The sequence below is a fragment of the Streptomyces pseudovenezuelae genome (genome assembly GCF_029892565.1).
GTDB classification, from domain to species: Bacteria; Actinomycetota; Actinomycetes; order Streptomycetales; family Streptomycetaceae; genus Streptomyces; species Streptomyces pseudovenezuelae_A.
In genome coordinates, this window is sequence record NZ_JARXVH010000020.1 from 1 (window position 1) to 26,864 (window position 26,864).

Here is a 26,864-nt window from a genome sequence, read left to right on the forward strand (position 1 = left end):
TTGTTGGATCATCAGCATCTTGGGCTGAGTGAGATCCAGCGGTTGGTGGGGCCCGGGGCGGGCTTTGACACTCTGCTGGCGTTCGAGAATTTCCCGGGTGATCCGGATGTGGGGTCGTCGCTGGACTCGGTGGTGGTCACGGGTGCGGGGATGCGGGAGTCGACCAACTTCGTGCTGGCGCTCGGGGTGGATCCGGCAGGACTGAAACTGCGGCTGGACTACCGGCCTGATCTGTTCGACAAGCGGCAGGCCGAGCAGGTCGTGCGACGACTGGTGCGCGTGCTGGAACAGATCGCAGCCGACCCGCAGATGCGGCTCAGTCAGATCGACGTACTCGACGCCGACGAGCGGACGCGGGTGATCGAGGAGTGGAACGGTCCTGCCCGGCCAATGTCAGTGGCTTCGTGGCTGGAACTGTTCGACGACTGGGCTGGTTCGACGCCGAGTGCCGTAGCGCTGCGGTGCGGTTCCGAGACGGTGTCGTACACGGCGTTGCGTGAGCGGTCGAATCAACTGGCGCGGTATTTGCGTCGCGCGGGTGTGGGTGTGGAGTCGCGGGTTGGACTGAGGTTGCCCCGCGGCGTCGACACGGTCGTGGCGATGCTGGGTGTGTGGCGGGCCGGGGCGGCGTATGTGCCGCTGGATCCGGAGTATCCGGCGGATCGGCTGGCGTTCATGACCGCCGACAGTGGTGCGGAGTTGGTGATCGACGAGGCTTGGTTGTCCGATGCCCGCGAGGGCATCGCTGCCGAGTCGGCGGAGTCGTTGGGTGTGGTGTTGGATCCGGATCGTCTGGCGTATGTGATTTATACGTCGGGGTCGACGGGTCGGCCGAAGGGCGTGGCGGTCGCGCATCGCGGTCTGGCGAACCTGGTGGCTGCGATGGGTCCGATCCTTGGCGCCGGGCCGGGCGAAACGACCCTGCAGTTCGCGTCGTTCAGCTTCGACGCATCCGTGCTTGACGTGACCGCCACGTTGGCCAACGGCGGCACGCTGGCGATCGCGACCAGCGCGGAGCGTACGGACCCGCTGGCGCTCGCGGAGATGATCCGCAGCACTGGGGTGAGTGTGGCGAGTGTGGTGCCGTCGCTGTTGGGTGTGTTGGATCCGGAGTCGGTGCCTGGTGTGCGGAATTGGGTGCTGGGCGCGGAACGCCTCAGCGCCGACCTGGCGGCCCGCTGGCGGGCTCGGGCGGGGGTGTGGAACACCTACGGTCCGACCGAGGCGACGGTGATGACCACAGCGGTCGAGATCGCGCCGGGCATCACACCGGAGGACGCACCCCCGGCGATCGGCCGGCCGCTGCCCAACAGCCGGGTGTTCGTGCTGGATGAGTTCCTACGTCCGGCGCCGGTCGGCGCGGTAGGAGAGGTCTACCTAGCGGGTCCCGGTCTGGCCCGCGGCTACCTCGGTCGCGCGGACCTGACCGCGGAGCGGTTCGTGGCCTGCCCCTTCGACGCGGGCACCCGCATGTACCGGACCGGTGACCTGGCCCGGTGGACGGACGGCGGATTGTTGCACTTCGCGGGCCGTGCCGACGAACAGGTGAAGGTACGCGGTTTCCGGATCGAGCTCGGTGAGGTCGAATCCGTCCTCGCCGCCCACCCGGACGTGGCCCAGGCCACCGTCCTGGTCCGTGAGGACCGGCTCATCGCATACGTGGTGTCTCGCAGTGAACCGTCGGTGATCCGGGAGTTCGCCGCCCAGCGGCTGCCCGAGTACATGGTCCCCTCCACGGTCGTGCTTCTCGACGAGCTGCCCCTCACCCCCAACGGCAAGGTCGACCAGTCTGCCCTGCCCGCTCCCGACACGGAACGAGGTGCGGGCCGGGCACCGTCGACCCCGGTCGAGGAAGTCCTGTGCGGCCTCTTCGCCGACGTACTGAGCGCTGAGGAAGTCGGTGTCGACGACGACTTCTTCACCTCGGGTGGCGACTCGATCATGTCGATGCAGCTGGCGTCGAGGGCGCGGCGTGCGGGGTGGGTGCTCTCTCCTCGGCAGGTGTTCGAGGAGCGGACCCCGGCGCGGTTGGCGCATGTGGTCGAGCCGGTCGGCGTCGGCGCCGGCGTGCAGGATGTGGGGACCGGCGAGGTCGGGTTCACGCCGGTGATGAAGTCGGTGGGTGACACGGCGGCGAGCCCGGAATTCGCCCAGTGGATGGCCGTAGTAGCCCCACCGCAGCTCAGTTCGGAGGTGCTGTCGGCCGGGCTGTCCGCGGTGCTGGACGCACATGACATGTTGCGGGCCCGGCTGGTGCCCGATCGTGAGCGGCTGATCGTGGCCGAGCCCGGGTCGGTCGATGTGACGGCGTTGGTGTCGCACGTGGACGCGGCCGGACAAGACAGCGCTGAGCTGGATCACACCGTCATCGTGGCGGCACAGGCAGCGGTTGGCCGGCTGGATCCGGCGGCCGGTGTGATGCTGCAGGCGGTCTGGGTCGACGCGGGACCTGATGCACCGGGCCGGTTGTTGTTGGTGGTGCATCACTTGGTCGTGGACGGTGTGTCCTGGCGGATCCTTGTCCCGGACCTGGGCGCGGCCTGCGAAGCGGTGATCGCCGGACGGACCCCCGTGCTGGACGCGACGGGTACGTCCTTCCGGCGATGGTCCGGCCTCCTCGCCGAGGAAGCCGTAAGTGAACGGCGTACGGCGGAGCTGGGGGAGTGGAAGCGTCTCGTGACCGGCCGCGAGCCGTTGCTGGGCCGGCGGCAGCTGGACCCGGCCCGGGACACGGTGGCGGTGTTGCGGCGGCGTGAGTGGCGGTTGCCCGCGGAGGTGGCCGAGACGCTCGTGGGGCCTACCGCGGCGGCGTTCCACTGTGGCGTGCACGAAGTACTGCTCGCGACGCTGGCGGGAGCGGTGGCCGCCTGCCGTCCGGAGTACGCCACCGGAATCCTCGTGGACGTGGAGGGCCACGGACGCGAGGCGGTGGCCGAGGGAGTGGATCTGTCGCGGACGGTGGGCTGGTTCACCAGCGTGCACCCGGTGCGGCTGGCCGCGGGCGGGACGCACCTGGACCTGAACCTGGACCAGGCGAGGGCCGGGGGCCCTGCGGCCGGTGCGCTGCTCAAGGCCGTGAAGGAGCAGTTGCAGAACGTGCCTGCGGATGGCCTGGGCTACGGACTGCTGCGTCACCTCAACGCCGAGACCGGCCCCGTGCTGGCGGCGTTGCCCGCCCCACAGATCGGCTTCAACTACCTGGGCCGGTTCTCCGCCGACCCCGCTGGCGACTCCAGCGGCGCCTGGGAGCCGGCAACCGAGTCGGGGCCAGTAGGCGCGGCCGCCCCGCACGCACCCGCCGCACATGTCCTGGATGCCGGAGCGGTGGTACAAGACACCCAGGCCGGGCCCGAGTTGACGCTCTCGTTGGCCTGGCCCAGCACCCTCATTGAGGACGCCGATGCGGAGCAACTCGGGCTGATCTGGCTCGAGATGCTGGCCGGGCTCGCCACCCACACCGCCGCCGACCCCGGTGCCGGTGGCCACACCCCCTCCGACTTCCCCCTCCTCGCGCTCACCCAGGACATCGTCCAGGAACTCGAGGCGGCGGTCCCGGACCTGGTTGACGTATGGCCGCTGTCGCCGCTCCAGCAGGGGCTGCTCTTCCACACCACCCTCGCCGAGCAGGGACCCGACGTGTACGAGGGCCAGCGGGCGCTGCTGCTGACCGGGCCCCTGGACGCGGCGCGGTTGCGCGGAGCGTGGCAGGCCGTCGTGGCTCGACACCCCGTTCTGCGGGCGGGATTCCACCAGGGCGTCGCGGACGAGGCCGTGCAGGTGATCGCCGGGCACGTCACGGTGCCGTGGCGGGAGGCCGACGTGAGCGGGCTGCCGGTGGCGCGGGCGGACGCCGAGGTGGAGCGGCTGTGCGCGGCGGAGATGGCGGAGCGGTTCGACCTGACCGAGCCGCCGCTGCTGCGCGTCCTGCTGATCCGACTCGGCGCGGACCGGTACCGCATGGTGGTGACGACCCACCACGTTGTCGTGGACGGCTGGTCGCTGCCGGTCCTGTTCGACGAGTTGTCGGCCGCCTACGCGGCGGACAGCGATGCGCGTGCCCTGCCGCCCGCGACGTCCTACAGGGAGTATCTGTCCTGGCTGGGCCGTCAGGACAAGGAAGCGGCGCGCGCCATGTGGCGAGCCGAACTGGCCGATGCCGAGGGGCCCTCGCGGGTGGCGGCGGAGTCCACACAGGCACCGGCGCGGCCGGTGCCGCTGGAGTTCGAGTGCTCCGGCGAGCTGACGAACGGACTCGCCGACCTGGCGCGTACCCATGGCCTGACCATGAACACGGTGGTCCAGGGGGCGTGGGCACTGTTGCTCGCGCGGATGAGCGGGCGTACCGACGTGGTGTTCGGCAGTACGGTGGCCGGGCGGCCCGCGGACGTGCCGGGCCTCGACACCGCGGTTGGTCTGTTCATCAACACCCTCCCGGTGCGGGTCCGTCTGGACCCGGCGCAGTCGGCCGTGGACATGCTCACCGACCTGCAACGGCGTCAGGTCGCGACGATGGGCCATCAGCATCTGGGCCTGGCGGAGATCCAGCGGACGGTCGGTTCCGGCGCGGAGTTCGACACGCTGGTGGTCTACGAGAACTACCCCCGTACTACCGAGGACTCCGTCGGGGACCCCGCCGGCGCCCTGTCCATCCGGCCGGACGGCAAGTCACAGGACGCGAGTCACTATGCGCTCGCCCTCATCATGGCTCCGGGAGACCGGCTGGCCGGCGAGATCGTCTATCGCCCCGACCTGTTCACCCATGACTGGGCGGCGCGGCAGCAGGCGCGACTGCTGTGCGTCCTGGAGCAACTGGCGGCGGACGCCTCGGTCCCGGTGGGCCGGGTCAGTCTCCTGTCCGCGGACGAACGCGCACGACTGGAGGAGTGGAATGACACCGCTTGGCCGGTGGTCGCCGCCCCCCTCCCGGAACTGCTGCGACAGCAGGTGCGCCGGACCCCCGACGCTCCGGCGCTGACGTCCGCCCCGGACGGACGGACGCTGTCGTACACCGAGGTGGAAGCCGAGGCGGGCCGGCTGGCACGGCACCTGATCGCCACGGGCGGTGTGGGACCCGAGTGCCGGGTCGCGGTGGTCGCGGAGCGCTCGCTGACGACGGTGATGACGCTGCTCGCGGTGTCCATGGCCGGCGGTGCCTTCGTCCCCGTGGACCCGGGCTACCCGCCGGAACGGGTGGAGTACATGCTGCGGGATTCCGACCCCGCCCTGGTGGTGTGCTCCGCGCGGTCACGTCACGTCGTGCCGGAGGAGTTCGCGGACCGCACGCTCGTCGTGGACGACCAAGCCGTCGTCGACGCCGTCGCAGGACGCCGGGCCGGTGCGATCGAGGACGCGGAACGCCTCGGGGCACTGGAGCCGGACCACGCGGCGTACGTCATCTACACCTCGGGCTCGACGGGCCGCCCCAAGGGCGTGGAGGTCCTGCACGCGGGACTCGCGAACCTCGCGCAGGCGCAGATCGAACGGTTCGCCGTCCACCCCGGCGCCCGGGTCCTGCAGTTCGCCTCGCTGAGCTTCGACGCGGCCGTGTCCGAGCTGTGCATGGCCCTGCTGTCCGGCGGCACCCTGGTCGTGGCCGGCGCGGAACAGTTGCCGCCGAACGTGACTCTGACCGAGGCCCTGAGCAGGACGCGGGCCACCCACGTCACCGTGCCGCCCAGCCTGCTGGCCGTCGCGGACACGCTGCCGGACACGCTGGAGACGGTCGCGGTGGCCGGCGAGGTGTGCCCGCCCGGAGTGGCGGAACGGTGGTCGTCGGGGCGGAGGCTCGTGAACGCCTACGGGCCGACGGAGGCGACCGTGTGCGCCGCGATGAGCCCACCGCTGTCCGTGGGTGGCGAGGACACGGTGCCCATCGGGCGGCCGATGACGAACGTGCGGGTCTTCGTCCTCGACGCCTTCCTGCAACCCGTGCCCGCCGGGGCCAGCGGCGAGCTGTACATCGCCGGCCCGGGCCTGGCCCGCGGCTACGCCGGACGACCGGGCCTGTCGGCGGAACGGTTCGTGGCCTGCCCCTACGTCGAGGGCGCCCGCATGTACCGCTCGGGCGACCGCGCCCAGTGGACCCCGGAGGGACAACTCCTCTTCCAGGGCCGGGTGGACGAACAGGTGAAGATCCGCGGCTTCCGTATCGAGCCGGGGGAAGTGGAGTCGGTGATCGGCGCGCACTCCGGGGTCGCCCACGTCACCGTCGTCGTGCGCGAGGAACAGCCGGGCGAGAAACGGCTCGTCGGCTACCTGGTCCCGGCGTCCGGCGAGACGCTCGACAGCGACGCGGTACGGGAGTTCGCCGCCGCCCGGCTTCCGGAGTACATGGTCCCGTCCGCGCTCGTCGTGCTGGACACACTGCCCCTGACGGTGAACGGCAAGGTCGACCGCGCCGCCCTGCCGGCGCCGGAGCGCGCCCCGGCGGGCGCGGGCCGTGCCCCGGTGAGCCCGGCGGAGGAGGCGTTGTGCGGCCTCTTCGCCGAGGTGCTCGGGGTGGACGAGGTGGGCGTCGACGACGACTTCTTCGTTCTGGGCGGCGACTCGATCATGTCCATGCAACTGGCCTCCCGGGCGCGGCGCGAGGGATGGGTGATCACACCGCGCCAGGTGTTCGAGGAGCGGACCCCGCAGAGGCTGACGCTGGTCGTTCAGAAACGGGCCGAACGGGCGCCAGCCGGGGGAGTGTCCGGCGTGGGCGAGGTGGCGTTCACGCCGGTGATGAAGTCGGTGGGTGACGCGGCGGCGCGTTCGGGTTTCGCGCAGTGGATGGTGGTCGGTGCTCCGGCGCGGTTCGGGCTGGATGTGCTGTCGGCCGGGGTGCGGGTGCTGCTGGACACGCACGACATGCTGCGGGCCCGGTTGGTGCCCGATCGTGAGCGGCTGATCGTGGCCGAGCCCGGGTCGGTCGATGTGACGGCGTTGGTGTCGCGCGTGGACGCGGCCGGATATGACAGCGCTGAGCTGGATCACGCCGTAGCTGTGGCTGCACAGGCGGCGGTTGGCCGGCTGGATCCGGCGGCCGGTGTGATGCTGCAGGCGGTCTGGGTCGATGCGGGAGCCGATGTACCGGGCCGGCTGTTGCTCGTGGCGCATCACTTGATCGTGGACGGTGTGTCCTGGCGGATCCTGCTTCCCGATCTGCGTGCGGCCTGCGAGGCGGTGGCAGCGGGGCGTCGGCCTGCGCTGGACGCGGCGGGTACGTCCTTCCGGCGGTGGTCGCAGATGCTGGCCGAGGAAGCCGTCAGTGAACGGCGCACGGGGGAGCTGGGGGAGTGGAAGCGTCTCTTGGCCGGGCGTGAGCCGTTGCTGGGTCGGCGGCAGCTGGACCCGGCCCGGGACACGGTGGCGGTGTTGCGGCGGCATGAGTGGCGGCTGCCCACGGAGGTGGCCGAGACGCTCGTAGGACGAACTGCGGCGCTGTTCCACTGCGGTGTGCACGAAGTGCTGCTCGCGACGCTGGCGGGAGCGGTGGCCGCCTGGCGGCCCGGCCCCGGCGACGACGTGCTCGTGGAACTGGAGGGCCACGGGCGGGAATCGGTGGCCGACGGGGTTGATCTGTCGCGGACGGTGGGCTGGTTCACCAGCGTGCACCCGGTGCGGCTGGCCGCGGGTGGGACGGACCTGGATCAGGCGGGGGCCGGGGGTCCCGCGGCAGGTGCGCTGCTCAAGGCCGTGAAGGAGCAGTTGCAGATGGTGCCTGCGGATGGCTTGGGCTACGGACTGCTGCGTCACCTCAACGCCGAGACCGGCCCCGTACTGGCGGCGTTGCCCGTCCCGCAGATCGGCTTCAACTACCTGGGCCGGTTCACCGCAGGCTCCGCCGATGACGCCAGCGGAGCCTGGGAGCCGGCATCCGAGGCGGGGCCGGGCGGTGCCGCAGATCCGGAGGCTCCCGTCCTGCACCTGCTGGACGCCGGAGCGGTGGTGCAGGACACCCCGACGGGGCCGGAGCTGACGGTCTCGCTGGCGTGGCCCGGCACCCTCGTCGAGGACGCCGACGGGGAGCAACTCGGCCTGATCTGGCTGGAGATGTTGGCCGGGCTCGCCGCCCACACCGCCGCCGATCCCGGCGCCGGTGGCCACACCCCCTCCGACTTCCCCCTCCTCGCACTGACCCAGGACGAAGTCGAAGAGTTCGAAGCGATAGCTGCGGAACGAAAAGGTGGGCAGTCCCAGTGAAGAAGCCGAGTCCGGTCAAAGCGGCACCTCTCGCGGAGGTCTGGCCGCTGTCGCCGCTTCAGGAGGGGCTGCTCTTCCACACCTCCTTCGACGCCGGGGGCCCCGACGTCTACGCCCTGCAGACCGTCATCTCCGTCGACGGACCGCTGGACCCCGAGCGCTTCCGGGCCTCCTGGCAGGCACTGCTGAACCGGCACGCGGCCCTGCGCGCCAGCTTCCACCAGCGGAAGTCCGGTGCGCCGGTCCAGCTCATCGCCCACGAGGTGGAACTGCCCTGGCAGGAGACCGACCTGTCGGGCCTGGCAGACGCCGAGAGGATGGCCGAAGCGGCGGAGCTGGCCGCACGCGAGCGGACCCACCGGCTGGACTTGTCCGTCGCCCCCATGCTCCGGCTACTGCTGATCCGGCTCACCGAGGAACGCCACCAGCTCGTCATGACGACACATCACATTCTCCTGGACGGCTGGTCGATGCCCGTGCTGCTCGATGAGCTGGCCGAGATCTACGCGGCCGGCGGCGACGCCCGCACGCTCCCGCCCGCCGCCGCGTACCGCGACTACCTGGCCTGGCTGAGCCGCCAGGACAAGGACGCGGCACGCGCCGCCTGGCAACGCGAAATGGCTGGTACGGACGAGCCGACACTGGTGGCCGCCGAGGCCCGAGGGCGCGCCGCAGTGCTGCCGCGGGAGTACACGCTGGAGCTGTCAGAGGCGGCCACCGGCACCCTCACCGACCTGGCCCGGGAACACGGCCTGACCGTCAACACGGTGGTGCAGGGCGCCTGGGCGCTGGTCCTCGCTCGCCTCACCCGGCGCGACGACGTGGTGTTCGGAGCGACGGTGGCAGGCCGTCCACCGGAACTGCCGGGTGTGGAGACCATGGTCGGCCTCCTGATCAACACGCTCCCGGTACGGGTCCGCCTCCAGCCCGAGCAGCCGGTGCTGGACATGCTCCGCGCACTCCAGGAACGCCAGACCGCGCTGCTGGCCCACCAACACCTCGGGCTGGCGGAGGTGCAGCGGGTGGCCGGGCCTGGCGCGGGCTTCGACACACTGATGGTGTACGAAAGCTTTCCCCGGGCTCCCGAGAAGCCGGAACGCCCCGAGACGTACTCCATATCCGGCGGCGCGACCCAGCAGGCGACCAACTACCCGCTGACCGTGGGCGTCACCCCGCACGACCGCCTGCGCATCGAGGTGGCCTACCGGCCCGACCTCTTCGACGAGCGGCAAGCCGCCGGCATCGGCCGTCGGCTGGTGCGGGTGCTGGAGCAGATCGCGGCCGACCCACAGGTACGGCTCAGCGGGATCGACGTACTGGACGCCGATGAGCGGGCGTTGGTGGTCGAGGGGTGGAATGACACGGGACGTCCGGTCGGCTCGGCGACGGTGCCGGAGCTGTTCGCGGCATGCGCGGAGCGGACACCGGGGGCACCGGCGGTGCGGTGCGGTGCTGTGGAGTTGTCGTACGCGGAACTGGACGAGCGGTCGAATCGGCTCGCGCGGTTCTTGCGGAAGCACGGTGTGGTTGCCGAGACCCGGGTTGGACTGAGGCTGCCCCGCGGCGTCGACATGGTCGTGGCGATGCTGGGGGTGTGGCGGGCCGGGGCGGCGTATGTGCCGCTGGATCCGGAGTACCCGGCTGACCGGCTGGCGTTCATGACCGCCGACAGTGGTGCGGTGTTGGTGATCGACGAGATCTGGTTGTCCGACGCGGATGAGTTGATCGCCGCGGAGCCGGTGGAGCCACTGGGTGTGGTGTCGGACGCTGATCGTCTTGCGTATGTGATTTATACGTCGGGGTCGACGGGTCGGCCGAAGGGTGTGACGGTTGCGCATCGCGGTCTGGCGAACCTGGTGGCGGCGATGGGTCCGGTGCTGGGTGCGGGTCCGGGTGAAGTGACGTTGCAGTTCGCGTCGTTCAGCTTCGACGCGTCGGTGCTGGATGTGGCGGTGACGCTGTCTACCGGCGGGACGCTGGCGATCGCGACGAGTGAGGAGCGTACGGATCCGCTGGCGTTGGCGGAGATGATCCGCAGTTCCGGGGTGAGTGTGGCGAGTGTGGTGCCGTCGCTGTTGGGTGTGTTGGATCCGGAGTCGGTGCCTGGTGTGCGGAATTGGGTGCTGGGTGCGGAGCGGCTCAGCGCAGATCTTGCGGCGCGGTGGCGGGCTCGGGCGGGGGTGTGGAACACCTACGGTCCGACCGAGGCGACGGTGATGGCCACGGCGGTGGAGATCGCGCAGGGCATCACACCGGAGAGTGCACCGCCGGCGATCGGCCGGCCCTTGACGAACACACGAGTCTTCGTGCTGGACAGCTTCCTGCGCCCGGTGGCCCCGGACATGGTGGGTGAGGTGTATCTGGCCGGTCCCGGTCTGGCCCGGGGCTACCTGGGTCGTGCGGATCTGACGGCGGAGCGGTTCGTGGCCTGCCCCTTCGACGCGGGCACCCGCATGTACCGGACCGGTGACCTGGCCCGGTGGACGGACGACGGGCTGCTGCACTTCGTCGGCCGTGCCGACGAGCAGGTGAAGGTCCGCGGGTTCCGGATCGAGCTCGGTGAGGTGGAGTCCGTCCTCGCCGCCCACCCCGATATCACTCAAGCCACCGTCGTGGTCCGTGAGGACCGGCTCATCGCCTATGTGATGTCTCGCAGTGAACCGTCGGTGATCCGGGAGTTCGCCGCCGAGCGGCTGCCCGAGTACATGGTCCCGGCCACCGTCGTGCTTCTCGACGAGCTGCCCCTCACCCCCAACGGCAAGGTCGACCAGTCTGCCCTGCCCGCCCCCGACACGGAACGGGGTGCGGGCCGGGCCCCGGCGACCCCGGTGGAGGAGGCGTTGTGCGGCCTCTTCGCCGAGGTGCTCGCGGTGGACGAAGTGGGCGTCGACGACGACTTCTTCGTCATGGGCGGGGATTCGATCATGTCGATGCAGTTGGCGTCGAGGGCGCGGCGCGCTGGGTGGGTGCTCTCTCCCCGGCAGGTGTTCGAGGAGCGGACTCCGGCGCGGTTGGCGCATGTGGTCGAGCCGGTCGAGGCGGTCGGCGTCGGCGTCGGCGTGCAGGATGTGGGAACTGGCGAGGTCGGGTTCACGCCGGTGATGAGGTCGGTGGGTGACGCGGCGGTGAGCCCGGAATTCGCCCAATGGATGGTGGTCGGTGCTCCGGCGCGGTTCGGACTGGATGTGTTGTCGGCCGGAGTACGGGCGCTGCTGGACACGCACGACATGCTGCGGGCCCGTCTGGTGGTCGGCGAAGACCGGTTTGATGTGGGGTTGCCCGAGTCGGTCGATGTGACGGCGTTGGTGTCGCACGTGGACGCGGCCGGACAAGACAGCGCTGAGCTGGATCACACCGTCATCGTGGCGGCACAGGCAGCGGTTGGCCGGCTGGATCCGGCGGCCGGTGTGATGCTGCAGGCGGTCTGGGTCGACGCGGGACCTGATGCACCGGGCCGGTTGTTGTTGGTGGTGCATCACCTGGTCGTGGACGGTGTGTCCTGGCGGATCCTTGTCCCGGACCTGCGTGCGGCCTGCGAAGCGGTGATCGCCGGACGGACCCCCGTGCTGGACGCGACGGGTACGTCCTTCCGGCGGTGGTCCGGCCTCCTCATCGAGGAAGCCGTAAGTGAACGGCGTACGGCGGAGTTTGAGGAGTGGACGCGTCTCCTGACCGGCCGCGAGCCGTTGCTGGGCCAGCGGCCCCTCGACCCCGCCCGGGACACCGAGGCGTCCACCGTGCGCCGGAACTGGCGGGTTCCGACATCCCAGGCCGAGACACTGGTGACACGTACCCCCGCGGCCTTTCACTGCGGTGTGCACGAGGTGCTCCTTGCGGCGCTGGCCGGGGCGATCGGCGTCTGGCGGCCGGAGTGCGCCACCGGGCTGCTCGTGGACGTGGAGGGCCACGGGCGTGAGGCGGCGGTGGCCGAGGGAGTGGACCTGTCGCGGACAGTGGGCTGGTTCGCCAGCACGCATCCGCTGCGGCTGCGGCTCGGAGCCGTGGGACTGGGACGGGTACGCACCGGCGGCCCGGCGGCTGGTGCGCTGCTCAAGGCCGTGAAGGAGCAGGCGCAGGCCATTCCGGGCGAGGGCCTCGGGTACGAGCTGCTGCGTCACCTCAATGCCGAGACCGGCCCTGTGTTGGCGGCATTGCCCGCCCCGCAGATCGGCTTCAACTACCTGGGCCGGTTCCCCGCAGGTCGGGCGGACGGCTCGTCCGGCGCCTGGGAGCCCGTCGGCGGGTCGGGACTGGGCGGCGCGGCCGACCCGGACACGCCGGCACGACACGGGCTGGAGGCCGTGGCCTTGGTCGAGGACACCGCGGCCGGGCCGGAGCTGACGGTCTCGCTGGCCTGGCCCGGCACCCTCGTCGAGGACACCGATGCGGAGCAACTCGGGCTGATCTGGCTGGAGATGCTGGCCGGGCTCGCCACTCATACCGCCGCCGACCCCGGTGCCGGCGGCCACACCCCCTCCGATTTCCCCCTCTTCGCACTGGCCCAGGACGAAGTCGACGACCTCGAATCCGAGTTCGCCGACGACCACGCCTGACCGGACGGCACACGCACGACGAACGCAGAACGACGAACGCGGAACGACGATCACGTGTTGGCGGCACCACCCAGGTAACGGTGAGGAGACACTCCGATGGTCCGAGCTCGTGTCGAGGACGTATGGCCTTTGTCGCCCCTTCAGGAGGGACTGCTCTTTCACGCGTCCTTCGACGGCCGCGGCCCCGACGTGTACCAGGGCCAGCGCTGCCTGGATGTGCTCGGCCCTCTCGACGCGGATGTGCTGCGCGCGTCGTGGGAGGCGCTGCTGGCCCGTCATGCCGCGCTGCGCGCCAGTTTCCGCAGGCGCAGTTCCGGTGAGTCGGTGCAGGTCATTGCCCGCGAGGTGGACCTGCCCTGGCAGGAGGCCGATGTCAGTGGACTGCCGGAGGCCGATGCGGACGCCGAAATCGACCGGCTGTGCGCGGCGGAGATGGGCCGACGTTTCGACCCGGCCGTACCACCGCTGCTGCGGTTGCTGCTCATCCGTGTCACGCCGGACCGTCACCGGCTCGTGCTCACCAGCCACCACCTGCTCATGGACGGCTGGTCCCTGCCCGTCCTGTTCGGCGAACTCACCGTTGTCTACGCGGCAGGCGGTGACGCACGCGTCCTGCCCCGCACCACCTCCTACCGGGAGTACCTGGCCTGGCTGACGCGCCAGGACAAGCCGGCCGCGCGGGCCGCATGGCAGGCCGAGCTGGCCGGGGCCGAGGAACCGACGCTGGTGGCCCCCGCCGACCCGGGGCGGCGGCCCGGTGAGACGGCCCATGTGATCACCGAGCTCCCCGCCGCGCTGAGTCAGGACCTGTCGGGTGTCGCCCGAGGCCAGGGCGTGACGCTCAACACCGTGATCCAGGGCGCCTGGGCGCTGGTCCTGGCGCAGCTGGCCGGCCGGACCGACGTGGTCTTCGGTGCGACCGCCGCCGGACGGCCCTCGGATCTGCCCGGCGTGGAGTCCATGGTCGGCCTGTTCATGAACACGCTCCCCGTGCGGTTGCGGCTGGACGGCGCGCAGCCGGTGGCCCGCCTCCTCACCGACCTCCAGGAGCGGCAGTCCGCACTGATGCCGCACCAGCACCTGGGACTGCCCGAGGTGCAGCGGCTGGCCGGGACCGGCGCAGTCTTCGACACGATCGTGGTGTACGAGAACTACCCCAGCCCTTCGGAGGAGGAGCCCGTCCGGGGTGCCGAGGCCATCGAGATCCGCCGTACCAGGGAGGTGAAGGACGCCTCCCACTACCCCCTCGCCCTGGTCGTCGTGCCCGACGAGCGGATGCACATCAAACTCGACTACCAGCAGGACCTGTTCGACCAGGAAGCCGCCGAGTCGGTGGTGGCGCGGCTGGTACGGGTACTGGAACAGATCGCGGCGGACCCACTGACACGCGTACGGGACATCGACCTGCTCGACGCGGACGAGCGGGCGCGAGTGGTCGAGGAGTGGAACGACACCGGCAGCCCGGCCGGCTCGGCGACGGTGCCCGAACTGTTCGCTGCACGCGTGGCGCGGACACCGGACGCACCGGCGGTGCGGTGCGGGGCCGTGCAACTGTCGTACGCGGAACTGGACAAGCGGGCGAACCGCCTGGCCAGGTACCTGCGGCAGCGGGGTGTCGGCGCGGAGACGCGGGTCGGACTGCGCCTCGCCCGCGGGACCGACATGATCGTGGCGATCCTGGGCGTGTGGAAGACCGGCGCCGCGTACGTGCCGCTGGATCCGGAGCACCCGGCGGACCGGCTGGAGTTCATGACGCGGGACAGCGGCGCGGCACTGACCCTCGACGACGACGCGCTGACCGCGGCTGCCGAGGCCGTCGCCGCCGAGTCGGACGCGCCGCTCCACCCCACCACCGACGCCGACCAACTGGCCTACGTCATCTACACCTCCGGCTCCACGGGACGGCCCAAGGGCGTCGCGGTCGCCCACCGTGGTGTGGCCGCCCTGGCGGCGGCGATGCGCCCCGTCCTGGGAGTCACCGAGGGTGAGGTGAGTCTGCAGTTCGCGTCGTTCAGCTTCGACGCGGCCGTGCTGGACGTGGCCGTGACGCTGGTCGCGGGCGGGACGTTGGCGATCGCCTCCGACGAGGAACGCACCGACCCACGGGCGCTGACACAACTGATCCGCGATGCCGGGGTCACCGTGGCCAGCGTGGTGCCGTCGCTGCTCTCCGTCCTCGACCCCGAGTCCGTCCCGGGCGTACGGAACTGGGTGCTGGGTGCCGAACACCTCACCGCAGACCTGGCAGCGCGGTGGGCAGCCCGGGCGCGGGTGTGGAACACCTACGGCCCGACCGAGGCGACCGTGATCACGACGGCCGTCGAACTCGCCCCCGGCATCCGCCCGCAGGACGCGCCGCCGGCGATCGGGCGCCCCCTCGCGCACGCCGGTACGTACGTCCTGGACGCTTTCCTGCGCCCCGTCGCACCCGGCGCGACGGGTGAGGTGTACATCACGGGACCCGGCCTGGCGCGAGGATACGCGGGACGCGCGGACCTGACGGCGGAGCGGTTCGTGGCCTGCCCGTTCCTGCCCGGGCAGCGGATGTACCGGACCGGTGACCTGGCCCGGTGGGCGGGCGACGGGCTGCTGCACTTCGCCGGCCGCGCCGACGAACAGGTCAAGATCCGCGGCTTCCGGGTGGAACCCGGCGAGGTGGAGTCCGTCGTCGCCGCGCACCCGGACATCGCCCAGGCGACAGTCGTGGTCCGCGACCACCGGCTGCTGGCCTACGTGGTCGCCGGGAACGGGCTGGATCCGGCCGCCGTACGCGAGTACGCCGCCACCCGGCTCCCGGCATACATGGTCCCGGCGGCGGTGACGGTCCTCGACCGACTGCCCCTGACGGTCAACGGCAAGGTGGACAAGGCCACCCTGCCCGCCCCCGAGACCGTCGGCGGCCCGGAGCGGGCGCCCTCGACGCCGGTCGAGGAGATCCTGTGCGGCCTCTTCGCCGACGTACTGAGCCTGGAACGGGTAGGTCCCGACGACAGCTTCTTCGAGGCGGGCGGCGACTCGCTGCTCGGCATGCGACTCACCGCCCGGATCCGCGCGGTGCTCGACGCGGACCTGAGCGTCCGCGACCTGTTCGCCACACCGTCGGCCGCCGGCCTCGCGCGAGTGCTGTCCGTCACGGCGGACGGCGCACGGGCACCCCTACGCCCGGCCGTACGCCCCGACCGCGTGCCGCCGTCGTACGCACAGCGGCGCATGTGGTTCCTGAACCGGATGGCCGGTGCCGGCGCGGACGCGACCGGGGCGTACAACCTGCCGTTGGCGCTGCGCCTGACCGGTGATCTGGATCAGCGGGCGTTGGAGGAGGCGCTCGGGGATCTCGCGGACCGGCACGAGAGCCTGCGCACGGTGTTCCCCGACGCGGACGGCGAGCCGTGGCAGCAGGTGCTGACAGGCGAAGCCGCCCGGCCCCCGCTTACGGCGATCGACACCGATGAGGCCCGGCTGGAAGAAGTACTCGCCCAGCAGTCGCATCACGCCTTCGACCTGAGTACGGAACTGCCTTGGCGGGTGGCTCTGTTGACGGTGGGGCCCGGGGAGTTCGTGTTGTTGCTGGTGGTGCATCACATCGCTTCCGATGGTTGGTCGATGGGGGTGCTGGCGGCTGATTTGCGGGTGGCGTATGCGGCGCGGTGTGCGGGTCGGGTGCCGGAGTGGGAGCCGTTGCCGGTGCAGTATGCGGATTACGCGCTGTGGCAGCGGGAGACGCTTGGTGATCCGGAGGATCCGGAGAGTCTGCTGAGCGCCCAACTGGGCTATTGGCGGGGTGCGTTGGCGGACTCTCCGCCGGAACTGAGTCTGCCGGTGGACCGTCCCCGCACAGCAGAACCCTCCTTCCGGGGCGGAAGCGTCCCAGTGGGAGTGGACGCCGACACCCATGCCCGCCTGATGACCCTGGCGGCCCGCGGTCGGGCGACGATGTTCATGGTGGTGCACGCGGCGGTGTCGGTGTTGTTGTCGCGGATGGGTGGCGGGTCTGACATTCCGGTGGGGACGGGTATCGCCGGCCGTGGTGACGCGCAGTTGGAGAAGTTGTCGGGGTTCTTCGTGAACACGCTCGTACTGCGGGCGGACTTGGCCGGTGATCCGTCGTTCGCGGAGGTGTTGCGGCGGGTGCGGGAGACGGATCTGGCGGCGTACGCGCATCAGGACGTGCCGTTCGAGCGGTTGGTCGAGGAGTTGAACCCGGCGCGGTCGTTGTCGCGGAACCCGCTGTTCCAGGTGATGGTGGCCCTGCAGAACGTGCCCGAGGCGGACTGGGAGCTCCCGGGTCTACGAGTCTCACCGCTGCTCCCCGTGACGGAGTTGCCGGCCCGCTTCGACCTGTCCTTCTCTCTGGCCGAGCGGCGCGAGGCCGATGGCTCCCCGGGTGGTCTGGGGGGCGGGATCCTCTACGCGGCGGATCTGTTCGACGCATCGACCGTACGGTCCCTCGGAAACCGGCTGGTGCGGGTGCTGGAGCAGATCGCGGCCGACCCACAGGTACGGCTCAGCGAGATCGACGTGCTCGACGCCGACGAGCGGACGCGAGTGATCGAGGAGTGGAACGGCGCTACGCGGCCCGCTTCGGTCGGCTCGTGGCTGGAACTGTTCGACGACTGGGTCGGTCTGACGCCGAATGGCATGGCGGTGCGATGCGGGGTTGTGGAGCTGTCGTACGCGGAGCTGGACGAGCGGTCGAATCGGCTGGCGCGGTTCTTGCGGAAGCGCGGTGTGGGTGTGGAGTCGCGGGTGGGGTTGAAGCTCGCGCGGGGTGTCGACATGGTCGTGGCGATGCTGGGGGTGTGGAAGGCCGGGGCGGCCTATGTGCCGCTGGATCCGGAGTATCCGGCGGATCGGCTGGCGTTCATGACCGCCGACAGTGGTGCGGCGTTGGTGATCGACGAGGTCTGGTTGTCCGACGCCCGGGCAACCATTGCGGCGCAGTCGGACGCCCCGCTCGGGATCAAGGTCGGCCCCGATCAGTTGGCGTATGTGATCTATACGTCGGGTTCGACGGGCCGGCCGAAGGGTGTGGCGGTCGAGCATCGCGGTGTGGTGGACCTGGTCGAGGCGATCGAGCCGGTGTTGGGGGTGGCGGAGGGTGTGACGGTGCTGCAGTTCGCGTCGTTCAGCTTCGACGCGTCCGTGCTGGACGTGACCGCCACGCTGGACGGTGGTGGCACGTTGGCGATCGCGACGAGTGAGGAGCGTACGGATCCGCAGGCGTTGGCGGAGATGATCCGCAGCACTGGGGTGAGTGTGGCGAGTGTGGTGCCGTCGCTGTTGGGTGTTCTGGATCCGGAGTCGGTGCCTGGTGTGCGGAATTGGGTGCTGGGCGCGGAACGCCTCAGCGCCGACCTGGCGGCCCGCTGGCAAGCCCGGGCGCGGGTGTGGAACACCTACGGTCCGACCGAGGCGACGGTGATGGCCACGGCGGTGGAGATCGCGGACGGCATCACACCGGAGGACGCACCCCCGGCGATCGGCCGGCCGCTGCCCAACAGCCGGGTGTTCGTGCTGGATGAATTCCTGCGTCCGGCGCCGGTCGGTGCGGTGGGTGAGGTGTATCTGGCCGGCCCCGGTCTGGCCCGCGGCTATCTGGGCCGTGTAGATCTGACGGCGGAGCGGTTCGTGGCCTGCCCCTTCGACGCGGGCACCCGCATGTACCGGACGGGTGACCTGGCCCGGTGGACGGGCGACGGGCTGCTGCACTTCGCGGGCCGCGTCGACGAGCAGGTGAAGGTACGCGGTTTCCGGATCGAGCTCGGCGAGGTGGAGTCCGTCCTCGCCGCCCACCCGGACGTCACTCAGGCCACCGTCCTGGTCCGTGAGGATCGGCTCATCGCATACGTGGTGTCTCGCAGTGAACCGTCGGTGATCCGGGAGTTCGCCGCCCAGCGGCTGCCCGAGTACATGGTCCCGGCCACCGTCGTGCTTCTCGACGAGCTGCCCCTCACCCCCAACGGCAAGGTCGACCAGTCTGCCCTGCCCGCTCCCGACACGGAACGGGGTGCGGGCCGGGCCCCGGCGACCCCGGTCGAGGAGATCCTCTGCGGCCTCTTCGCCGACGTACTGGGAGCGGAACGCGTCGGTGTCGACGACGACTTCTTCGAGTCGGGCGGCGACTCCCTGCTGGGGATGCGGCTCGTCGCTCAGATCCGGGCGGTGCTCGACGCGGACCTGAGCATCCGGGAACTCTTCGGTGCGCCGACCGTCAAGGGCGTCGCACGGCTCCTCGACGATGCCGCTGCCGGGAGTCGGCCGGAGGTGCTCCGACCGCGGACGAGGCCGGAGGAGGTGCCGCTCTCTTTCGGGCAGCAGCGGATGTGGTTCCTGAACCGGATGGACGGGACGAACTCGGACGCAGCGGGGGCGTACAACCTGCCGTTGGCGCTGCGCCTGACCGGCGATTTGGACCGGCGGGCGTTGGAGGAGGCGCTCGGGGGTCTCGCGGACCGGCACGAGAGCCTGCGCACGGTGTTCCCCGCCCGCGAGGGCAAGCCATGGCAGGACGTGCTGACCGGGCCGGCCGCACACCCGGGCCTCGTCCTGAGGGACACCGACCCGGAGCACCTCCACGCCACCATGGACGAACTCTGCGGCCGTGGCTTCGACCTGAGTACGGAACTGCCTTGGCGGGTGGCTCTGTTGACGGTGGGGCCCGGGGAGTTCGTGTTGTTGCTGGTGGTGCATCACATCGCTTCCGATGGTTGGTCGATGGGGGTGCTGGCGGCTGATTTGCGGGTGGCGTATGCGGCGCGGTGTGCGGGTCGGGTGCCGGAGTGGGAGCCGTTGCCGGTGCAGTATGCGGATTACGCGCTGTGGCAGCGGGAGACGCTTGGTGATCCGGAGGATCCGGAGAGTCTGCTGAGCGCCCAACTGGGCTATTGGCGGGGTGCGTTGGCGGACTCTCCGCCGGAACTGAGTCTGCCGGTGGACCGTCCCCGCACTGCAGAACCCTCCTTCCGTAGTGGCACGGTCGACGTCGAGGTCGACGCGCAGACGCACGAACGGCTCGTCGAGGTCGCCGGACGCGGTCGGGCGACGATGTTCATGGTGGTGCACGCGGCGGTGTCGGTGTTGTTGTCGCGGATGGGTGGTGGGTCTGACATTCCGGTGGGGACGGGTATCGCCGGCCGTGGTGACGCGCAGTTGGAGAAGTTGTCGGGGTTCTTCGTGAACACGCTCGTACTGCGGGCGGACTTGGCCGGTGATCCGTCGTTCGCGGAGGTGTTGCGGCGGGTGCGGGAGACGGATCTGGCGGCGTACGCGCATCAGGACGTGCCGTTCGAGCGGTTGGTGGAGGAGTTGAACCCGGCGCGGTCGTTGTCGCGGAACCCGCTGTTCCAGGTGATGGTGGCCCTGCAGAACGTGCCCGAGACGGAGTGGGAACTGCCCGGTCTGCGAGTCGCGCCGCTGCCGCCGATCGCCGAACCCCCCGCCCGCTTCGACCTGTCCTTCTCTCTGGCCGAGCGGCGCGAGGCCGATGGCTCCGCGGGTGGTCTGGGGGGCGGGATCCTCTACGCGGCGGATCTGTTCGACGCATCGACCGTACGGTCCCTCGGAAACCGGCTGGTGCGGGTGCTGGAGCAGATCGCGGCCGACCCACAGGTACGGCTCAGCGAGATCGACGTACTGGACGCCGATGAGCGGGCGTTGGTGGTGGGGGAGTGGAATGACACCGGGCGTCCGATCGGCTCGGAAACCGTGCCGGAGCTGGTTGCGGAGTGGGTGGTGCGGGCGCCGGAGAGTGCGGCGGTCCGGTGCGGGACTGTGGAGCTGTCGTACGCGGGACTGGACGAGCGGTCGAATCGGCTGGCGCGGTTCTTGCGGAAGCGCGGTGTGGGTGTGGAGTCGCGGGTGGGGTTGAAGCTCGCGCGGGGTGTCGACATGGTCGTGGCGATGCTGGGGGTGTGGAAGGCCGGGGCGGCCTATGTGCCGTTGGACCCGGAGTACCCCGCCGACCGGCTCGCCTTCATGGTCACTTCCAGTGAAGCCGCACCGGTCATCGACGAGGACTGGCTGTCCGATGCGGATGAGTTGATCGCCGCGGAATCGGTGGAGCCGCTGGCTGTGGTGTTGGATCCGGATCGTCTGGCGTATGTGATCTATACGTCGGGGTCGACGGGTCGGCCGAAGGGCGTGGCGGTCGCGCATCGCGGTCTGGCGAACCTGGTGGCTGCGATGGGTCCGATTCTTGGTGCCGGGCCGGGCGAAGTGACGTTGCAGTTCGCGTCGTTCAGCTTCGACGCGTCGGTGCTGGATGTGGCGGTGACCCTGGCCGGTGGTGGCACGTTGGCGATCGCGACCAGTGAGGAGCGTACGGATCCGCTGGCGTTGGCGGAGATGATCCGTAGCAGCGGGGTGAGTGTGGCGAGTGTGGTGCCGTCGCTGTTGGGTGTGTTGGATCCGGAGTCGGTGCCTGGTGTGCGGAATTGGGTGCTGGGTGCGGAGCGGCTGAGCGCCGACCTGGCGGCCCGCTGGCGGGCTCGGGCGGGGGTGTGGAACACCTACGGTCCGACCGAGGCGACGGTGATGGCCACGGCGGTGGAAATCGCGCAGAGCATCACACCAGAGAGTGCACCGCCGGCGATCGGCCGGCCGTTGCCCAACTGCCGGGTGTTCGTGCTGGATGAGTTCCTGCGTCCGGCGCCGGTCGGCGCGGTGGGCGAGGTGTATCTGGCCGGCCCCGGACTGGCCCGCGGCTACCTGGGACGTGCGGATCTCACCGGCGAACGGTTTGTGGCCTGCCCGTTCCTGCCGGCGCAGCGCATGTATCGGACGGGTGACCTGGCCCGGTGGACGGACGACGGGCTGCTGCACTTCGCCGGTCGCGCCGACGAACAGGTCAAGATCCGCGGGTTCCGGATCGAGCTGGGTGAGGTCGAGTCCGTCATCGCCGCCCACCCGGACGTGGCCCAGGCCGCGGTCCTCGTCCGCGAGGACCGGCCCGGCGATCCCCGGATCGTCGCCTACACCGTCCCCACCGCCGCGGCCGACGGTCTGGACACCGGTGCGGTGCGTGAGTTCGCCGCCGAACGGCTGCCCGAGTACATGGTCCCGGCCACCATGATGGTCCTGGACGAGCTCCCGCTCACCCCCAATGGGAAGCTGCACAAGTCCGCCCTGCCCGCGCCGAACTACGCCGACCTCGTCTCGGCGAAGGCGGCTCAGGGCGAGCTGCAGGAGACCCTGTGCGCGCTGTTTGCCGAGGTGCTCGGTCTGGAACGGGTCGGTCCCGACGACAACTTCTTCGACCTGGGCGGCAACTCGGCCCTGGCGATGCGGCTGGCGGGACGTATTCGTACCGAGCTGGGCGCTGAGTTGAGCATTCGGCACTTCTTCGGCTCTTCTACGCCGGTCGGTGTGGAACGGCTTCTTGGCGACAAACTGCGTCCGCCGCTGCGGGCGATGGAGCAGCGGCCCGACGAGATCCCGGCCTCGGTGCGCCAGCAGCGGATCTGGCGCTCAGAACGGGAGACCGGCCGGGGCGCGGCGGGCCATCTCCCCGCTGCTCTGCGGCTCGACGGCGAGCTGGACGTGCCCGCGCTGCGGGCGGCGCTGGCGGACCTCGTGGACCGGCACGAGCTGCTGCGCACGCTGTTCGGCGAGACCGAGGACGGGCGACTGGTGCAGCGGGTGTGCGACGCCGGCGACGCGACCGTCGCCCCCGGGCTGACGGTGGTGCCGACCAGCGAGTTGGACCTCCCCGGCGAGCTGGATGTCCGCGTCCGGCGGGGCTTCGATCTGACTCGGGAGACGCCCTGGGCGCCGTATCTGCTGACGCTCTCCGAGACCGAGCATGTGCTGCTCCTGGTGATCCATCCGATCGCCGCGGACGAGTCCTCGCTCAACCTGATCGTCCGTGACCTGGCGGCCGCCTACGGCGCGCGGCGTGAGGGGCGGGTTTCCGAACGGGCGCCCCTGCCCCTGCAGTTCGCCGACTACGCCGTGTGGGAGAAGGAACTGCTCAAGGGTGAGGAGAAGGCGGACAGCCTGGTCGCGGACCAGCTGGAGTACTGGAGGGCCACCTGGGCCGACGCGCCCTCGCACACCCCGCTGCCCGTGGACCGGCAGCGGCCGCCGCAGCCGGCCTGGACCACCGCCTCCCTGCCGCTGCGGATCCCGGCGGAGACACACGCCAAGCTGATGGACGCGACCGAGGCCGCCGACGTGACCTCCTTCACGGCTGTGCATGTCGCACTGGCGCTTCTGCTGTCCCGTCTCTCCGCCGGCACGGATCTCGTGATCGGCACCGTGCTGCCCAGGCCGGATGGGGAGGAGAGCCTGGAGGGAGTCGTGGGACCGCTGTCCGGCCTGCTGTCGCTGCGCCTGGACACCTTCGGCAACCCCACCTTCCTCGGGCTGGTGAAGCGGGCCCGCGAGGTGTACCAGGAGGCCCTGCAGAACCAGGACGTGCCGTTCGAGCGGCTGGTGGAGCTGGTGTCCCCGGACATCTCTCCGGCACACCACCCGGTGTTCCAGGTGCTCCTCGACGTCCGCGACGACATCGCCGAGAAGTGGGAGGACGCGGAACTGCCGGGGCTGGCGACCACCCGGCTGACGCTGCCGCCGACAGCCTCCGCACTCGACCTGCGGCTCACCCTCACCGAGAGCTTCGAGGACTACGGCGACCCGGACGGCATCGTGGGCACGCTCGATTACGCCACCGAGCTGTTCGACGAACCCACCGCCGCCGCGTTCGGCCGCCGGCTGGTGCGCGTACTGGAACAGGTCGCGGACGACCCCGAACTCCGGGTCGGCCAGATCGAGGTGCTGCTGGACGAGGCCGAGCTCCGACAGGCGGTCGGTGCGGGGGAGGCGGCGCAGGACACGCCTCCCGAGCGCACCCTGGTCGAGCTGCTCGCCGAGCAGGCCGCGTTGATGCCGGAGGCCGTCGCCGTGTCCAACGGGCAGAGGTCTGTCACCTTCGGCGGCCTGGACGCGGCGGCCGCCGCGCTGGCACGACGGCTCGCGGCGCGAGGCGTGGGCTACGAGGACACCGTCGCGATCGCGCTGCCGCCCGGTGCGGACCTGGTCACGGCGCTGCTCGGAGTACTCAAGTCGGGCGCGGCCTGCTGCGTCACCGAGGTCGGGCGGACACCGGTCGACGCGCTCGTGGCGCCCGGCGGCGGGCGGTACGCGGCTATCGTCGCTCGTGCGGAGGACATCGAGGGCGTCGAGAGTGCCGACTTGTGGTTGTCGGTCGACGCACCTGCAGCCGAGGCGGAGCCCGTTGGCACCCCGGCGGCCCCGCCGCTGCCCGCCCACGCGGCCCTGATCCTCCCCGTCACGGCAGCGGACGCGGGCGAGGGCGCGGACGCGGGCACGCACGCGATCGAGGGCGTCGTCATCGAACACCATGCGCTGGCCGGCAGGGCATTGGACCGCCGGCGGGACCGTTCGCCGGGCGCGGAGAGCACCGAGACCCTGCTGGACATCCGTATGCCCGTCGCCGACCTGCTCCTCCCGTTGCTCACCGCGCTCGGCGCCGGGGACAGTGTCCGCCTGGGCGTGCCCGGCGGCACCGGCGCGGAGACGGAGCCGGAAACAGCTCAACGCCTGATCACCACGCCGGAGTTGCTGCCGACCGTGCCGCAACTGTCGGCCGCCGAGGTGGTCATGGTCGGCAACGGGGGACCGGAGCCGGCGAACGGCGCGGGGGAGTGGCGGGCCAGGCACCCGCGACCGGCGCTGGTCAGCGCCCGGGGCACGGCGGAGACCGCCGGCGCCTGGTTGCGACACCGCACCGACCCGGGAGAGGGTCTCCCGGCGATGCTCGACATCGGCACCCCGGTCGGCGACTCCCGTGCCTACCTCCTGGACTACTTCCTGCGCCCGGTCCCCCCGGGCACCCCCGGCGAGGTGTACGTGGCCGGGCACGGGCTCGCCCGCGGCTACGCCGACGCTCCCGGCGCGACCGGCGGCCGCTTCGTCGCCAGCCCCTTCGGCGGCAGCGGCGAGCGGATGTTCCGCACCGGCCGGTGGGCGCGGCGGGACGCCGGAGGACAGCTGCACCTGCAGGCCGGCGCCCCCGGGCGGCAGATGCGTGACGGCGTTCTGCGGCGCACCGTCAGGAACTCCGAGGACCTCGGGGTGCTGCTGCCGCTGCGGCCCGAGGGCACTCGCCGCCCGCTGTTCTGCGTGCACCACGGCACCGGGCTGAGCTGGAGCTACGCAACCCTGCTGCCGTATCTCCCGGCGGACCTGCCGGTGTACGGCGTGCAGGCGCGTGGGCTCGGCGGCCCCGAACGGCTGCCCCGGACCATCGACGAGATGGCGGCGGACTACATCGAGCAGATCCGCAGCGTGCAGCCGGAAGGCCCGTACCGGTTGCTTGGCTGGTCGCTCGGCGGTGTGGTCGCCCAGGCCATCGCCTGCCGGCTCCAGGACGAGGGCCAGCAGGTGGACCTGCTGGCGCTGCTCGACGCGTACCCGCTGCGCGACGTCGGCGAGATCGCCGCCGAGGACGAGTCCGTGCTCGGTCCCGCCGACGGCCGGGCGACCTGGGGCGAGAACGAGGCAGGGAAGGACGGCCGGGCCATGGAGGTGCGCGGGCCGCTGCTGGAGAACATGCGGGAGGTCATCAAGAACACGGTCGGTCTCATCCGGGACCACCGGCCGGCCGTCTTCCGGGGCGACCTGCTGGTGTTCGTGGCGACCGAACGAAAGACCGAGACCCTGCTGGCGACCGAGGCGATCGCGAGCTGGCGGCCGTACGTCGCCGGAGACATCGAGACGCACGAGGTCACCGCCGCCCACGAGGACATGCTCGAACCCGCGCACCGGCCCGTCATCGGCCGCGTCCTCGACCAGAAGATCCGCACCGCGACGACGCGCGCACGAGAGGGCCAGTGAATGACCAGCGAAACCAGGGACACCGCAGAGGCCAGGGGCAAGAAGCGCGACAAGAAGGCGGACATCATCCCCAACCACCTCAGGGAGGGGATGGACCCGCCGCCCGGCCTCGGCCGCATGAGCACCGAGACACCGCTGCTGGAGGAGACCGGGCCGGGCCTGATCAGCTGGGTTGCCACCGGCCGCGAGGAGGTGCGGGCGATCCTCGGCGACGCGGAGCGGTTCAGCACCCGGCCGCCCGCCGACACCGAGGAGGAGTCCCGCCAGATCACCCAGATCGGCAACCCGCTGATGTACGACCCGCCGGAGCACACCCGGCTGCGGAAACTTCTGGCACCGGAGTTCACCCTGCGCCGCATGCGCCGGATCGAACCGCAGGTCGAGCGGATCATCGAGGACCGGCTGGACGTCATGGAACGGGCCGGGCAACCGGCCGACTTCATGCGGCACTTCGCCTGGCCCATTCCCGGCCTGGTCGGCTGCACGCTCCTCGGCATCCCCCGCGACGACCAGGCGGAACTGGCCCGGCACCTCGACCTCAGCCGGCGCGACAACCGGGGCTGGCAGGCGCGCCGCACCTCGGCCAAGACCTTCGACAACTACCTCGCCCGGTACGTCGCCGCCCGGCGCCGCGACCCCGGCGACGACCTGGTGAGCATGCTCGTCAAGGAGCACGGAGCGGACGTCTCCGACAAGGAACTGGTCGGGCTGGCCGCCTCCGTCATGGCCGCGGGGATCGAGAACATGGTCGGCATGCTGGGCCTGGGCATCCTCGCGCTGCTCGATCATCCCGACCAGCTCGCCCTGCTGCGCGGCCGGCCCGAACTGATGGGCCAGGCGGTCGAGGAACTCCTGCGGTACGTCACCGTCGTCGCGGTCGCCTCGCCGCGCACCGCCCTGACCGAGGTGACCGTCGGCGACCACGTGATCGAGCCCGGCCAGGTCGTGTCCTGCTCGCTGCTGGCGGTCAACCGCGTCCAGCCGCCCGGCACGCCCCAGGACCACCTCGACATCCTGAGGGAGGGCACTACGCACGTGGCCTTCGGGCACGGCATCCACTACTGCGCAGGTGCGGCCCTGGCCCGCATGGAGCTGCGGATCGCGTTCGCGGGGGTGCTGCGCCGCTTCCCCGCGTTGCGGCTCGCCGTACCGCGCGAGGAACTGCGCTTCCGCCCGCCGTGGATGGCCACCTTCGGCATCGAGAACCTGCCGGTCTCCTGGTAGCCACCGTCACCGCAACGGACAGGACGCACAGGGCGGACAGGACGCACG

Annotated in this window: 3 protein-coding genes and 1 pseudogene; all 4 read left to right on the forward strand. The window is 71.0% G+C overall.

The window, feature by feature from the left end:
* Nucleotides 1-3 precede the first annotated feature (3 nt).
* The 4 genes and pseudogenes from M2283_RS41440 (at nt 4) to M2283_RS41455 (ending at nt 26,816) form a co-directional block, all read left to right on the forward strand.
* A complete protein-coding gene (locus M2283_RS41440; RefSeq protein WP_280881889.1) occupies nt 4-8,184 on the forward strand; it encodes a non-ribosomal peptide synthetase in 8,181 nt (2,726 codons plus the stop codon).
* Entirely contained in the window at nt 8,181-12,737 is a 4,557-nt protein-coding gene (locus M2283_RS41445) for a non-ribosomal peptide synthetase (RefSeq protein ID WP_280881739.1), read from the forward strand. The genes M2283_RS41440 and M2283_RS41445 overlap by 4 nt, the downstream gene beginning before the upstream one ends.
* Nucleotides 12,738-12,857: 120 nt before the next feature.
* Nucleotides 12,858-25,592: pseudogene (locus M2283_RS41450) on the forward strand (amino acid adenylation domain-containing protein); the annotation flags it as partial.
* A complete protein-coding gene (locus tag M2283_RS41455) occupies nt 25,593-26,816 on the forward strand; it encodes a cytochrome P450 (protein WP_280881741.1) in 1,224 nt (407 codons plus the stop codon).
* Nucleotides 26,817-26,864 lie beyond the last annotated feature (48 nt).

Coding starts and splice junctions, on each gene's coding strand:
- M2283_RS41455 (WP_280881741.1), top strand. CDS start 25,593: ATGACCAGCGAAACCAGGGACACCGCAGAGGCCAGGGGCAAGAAGCGC.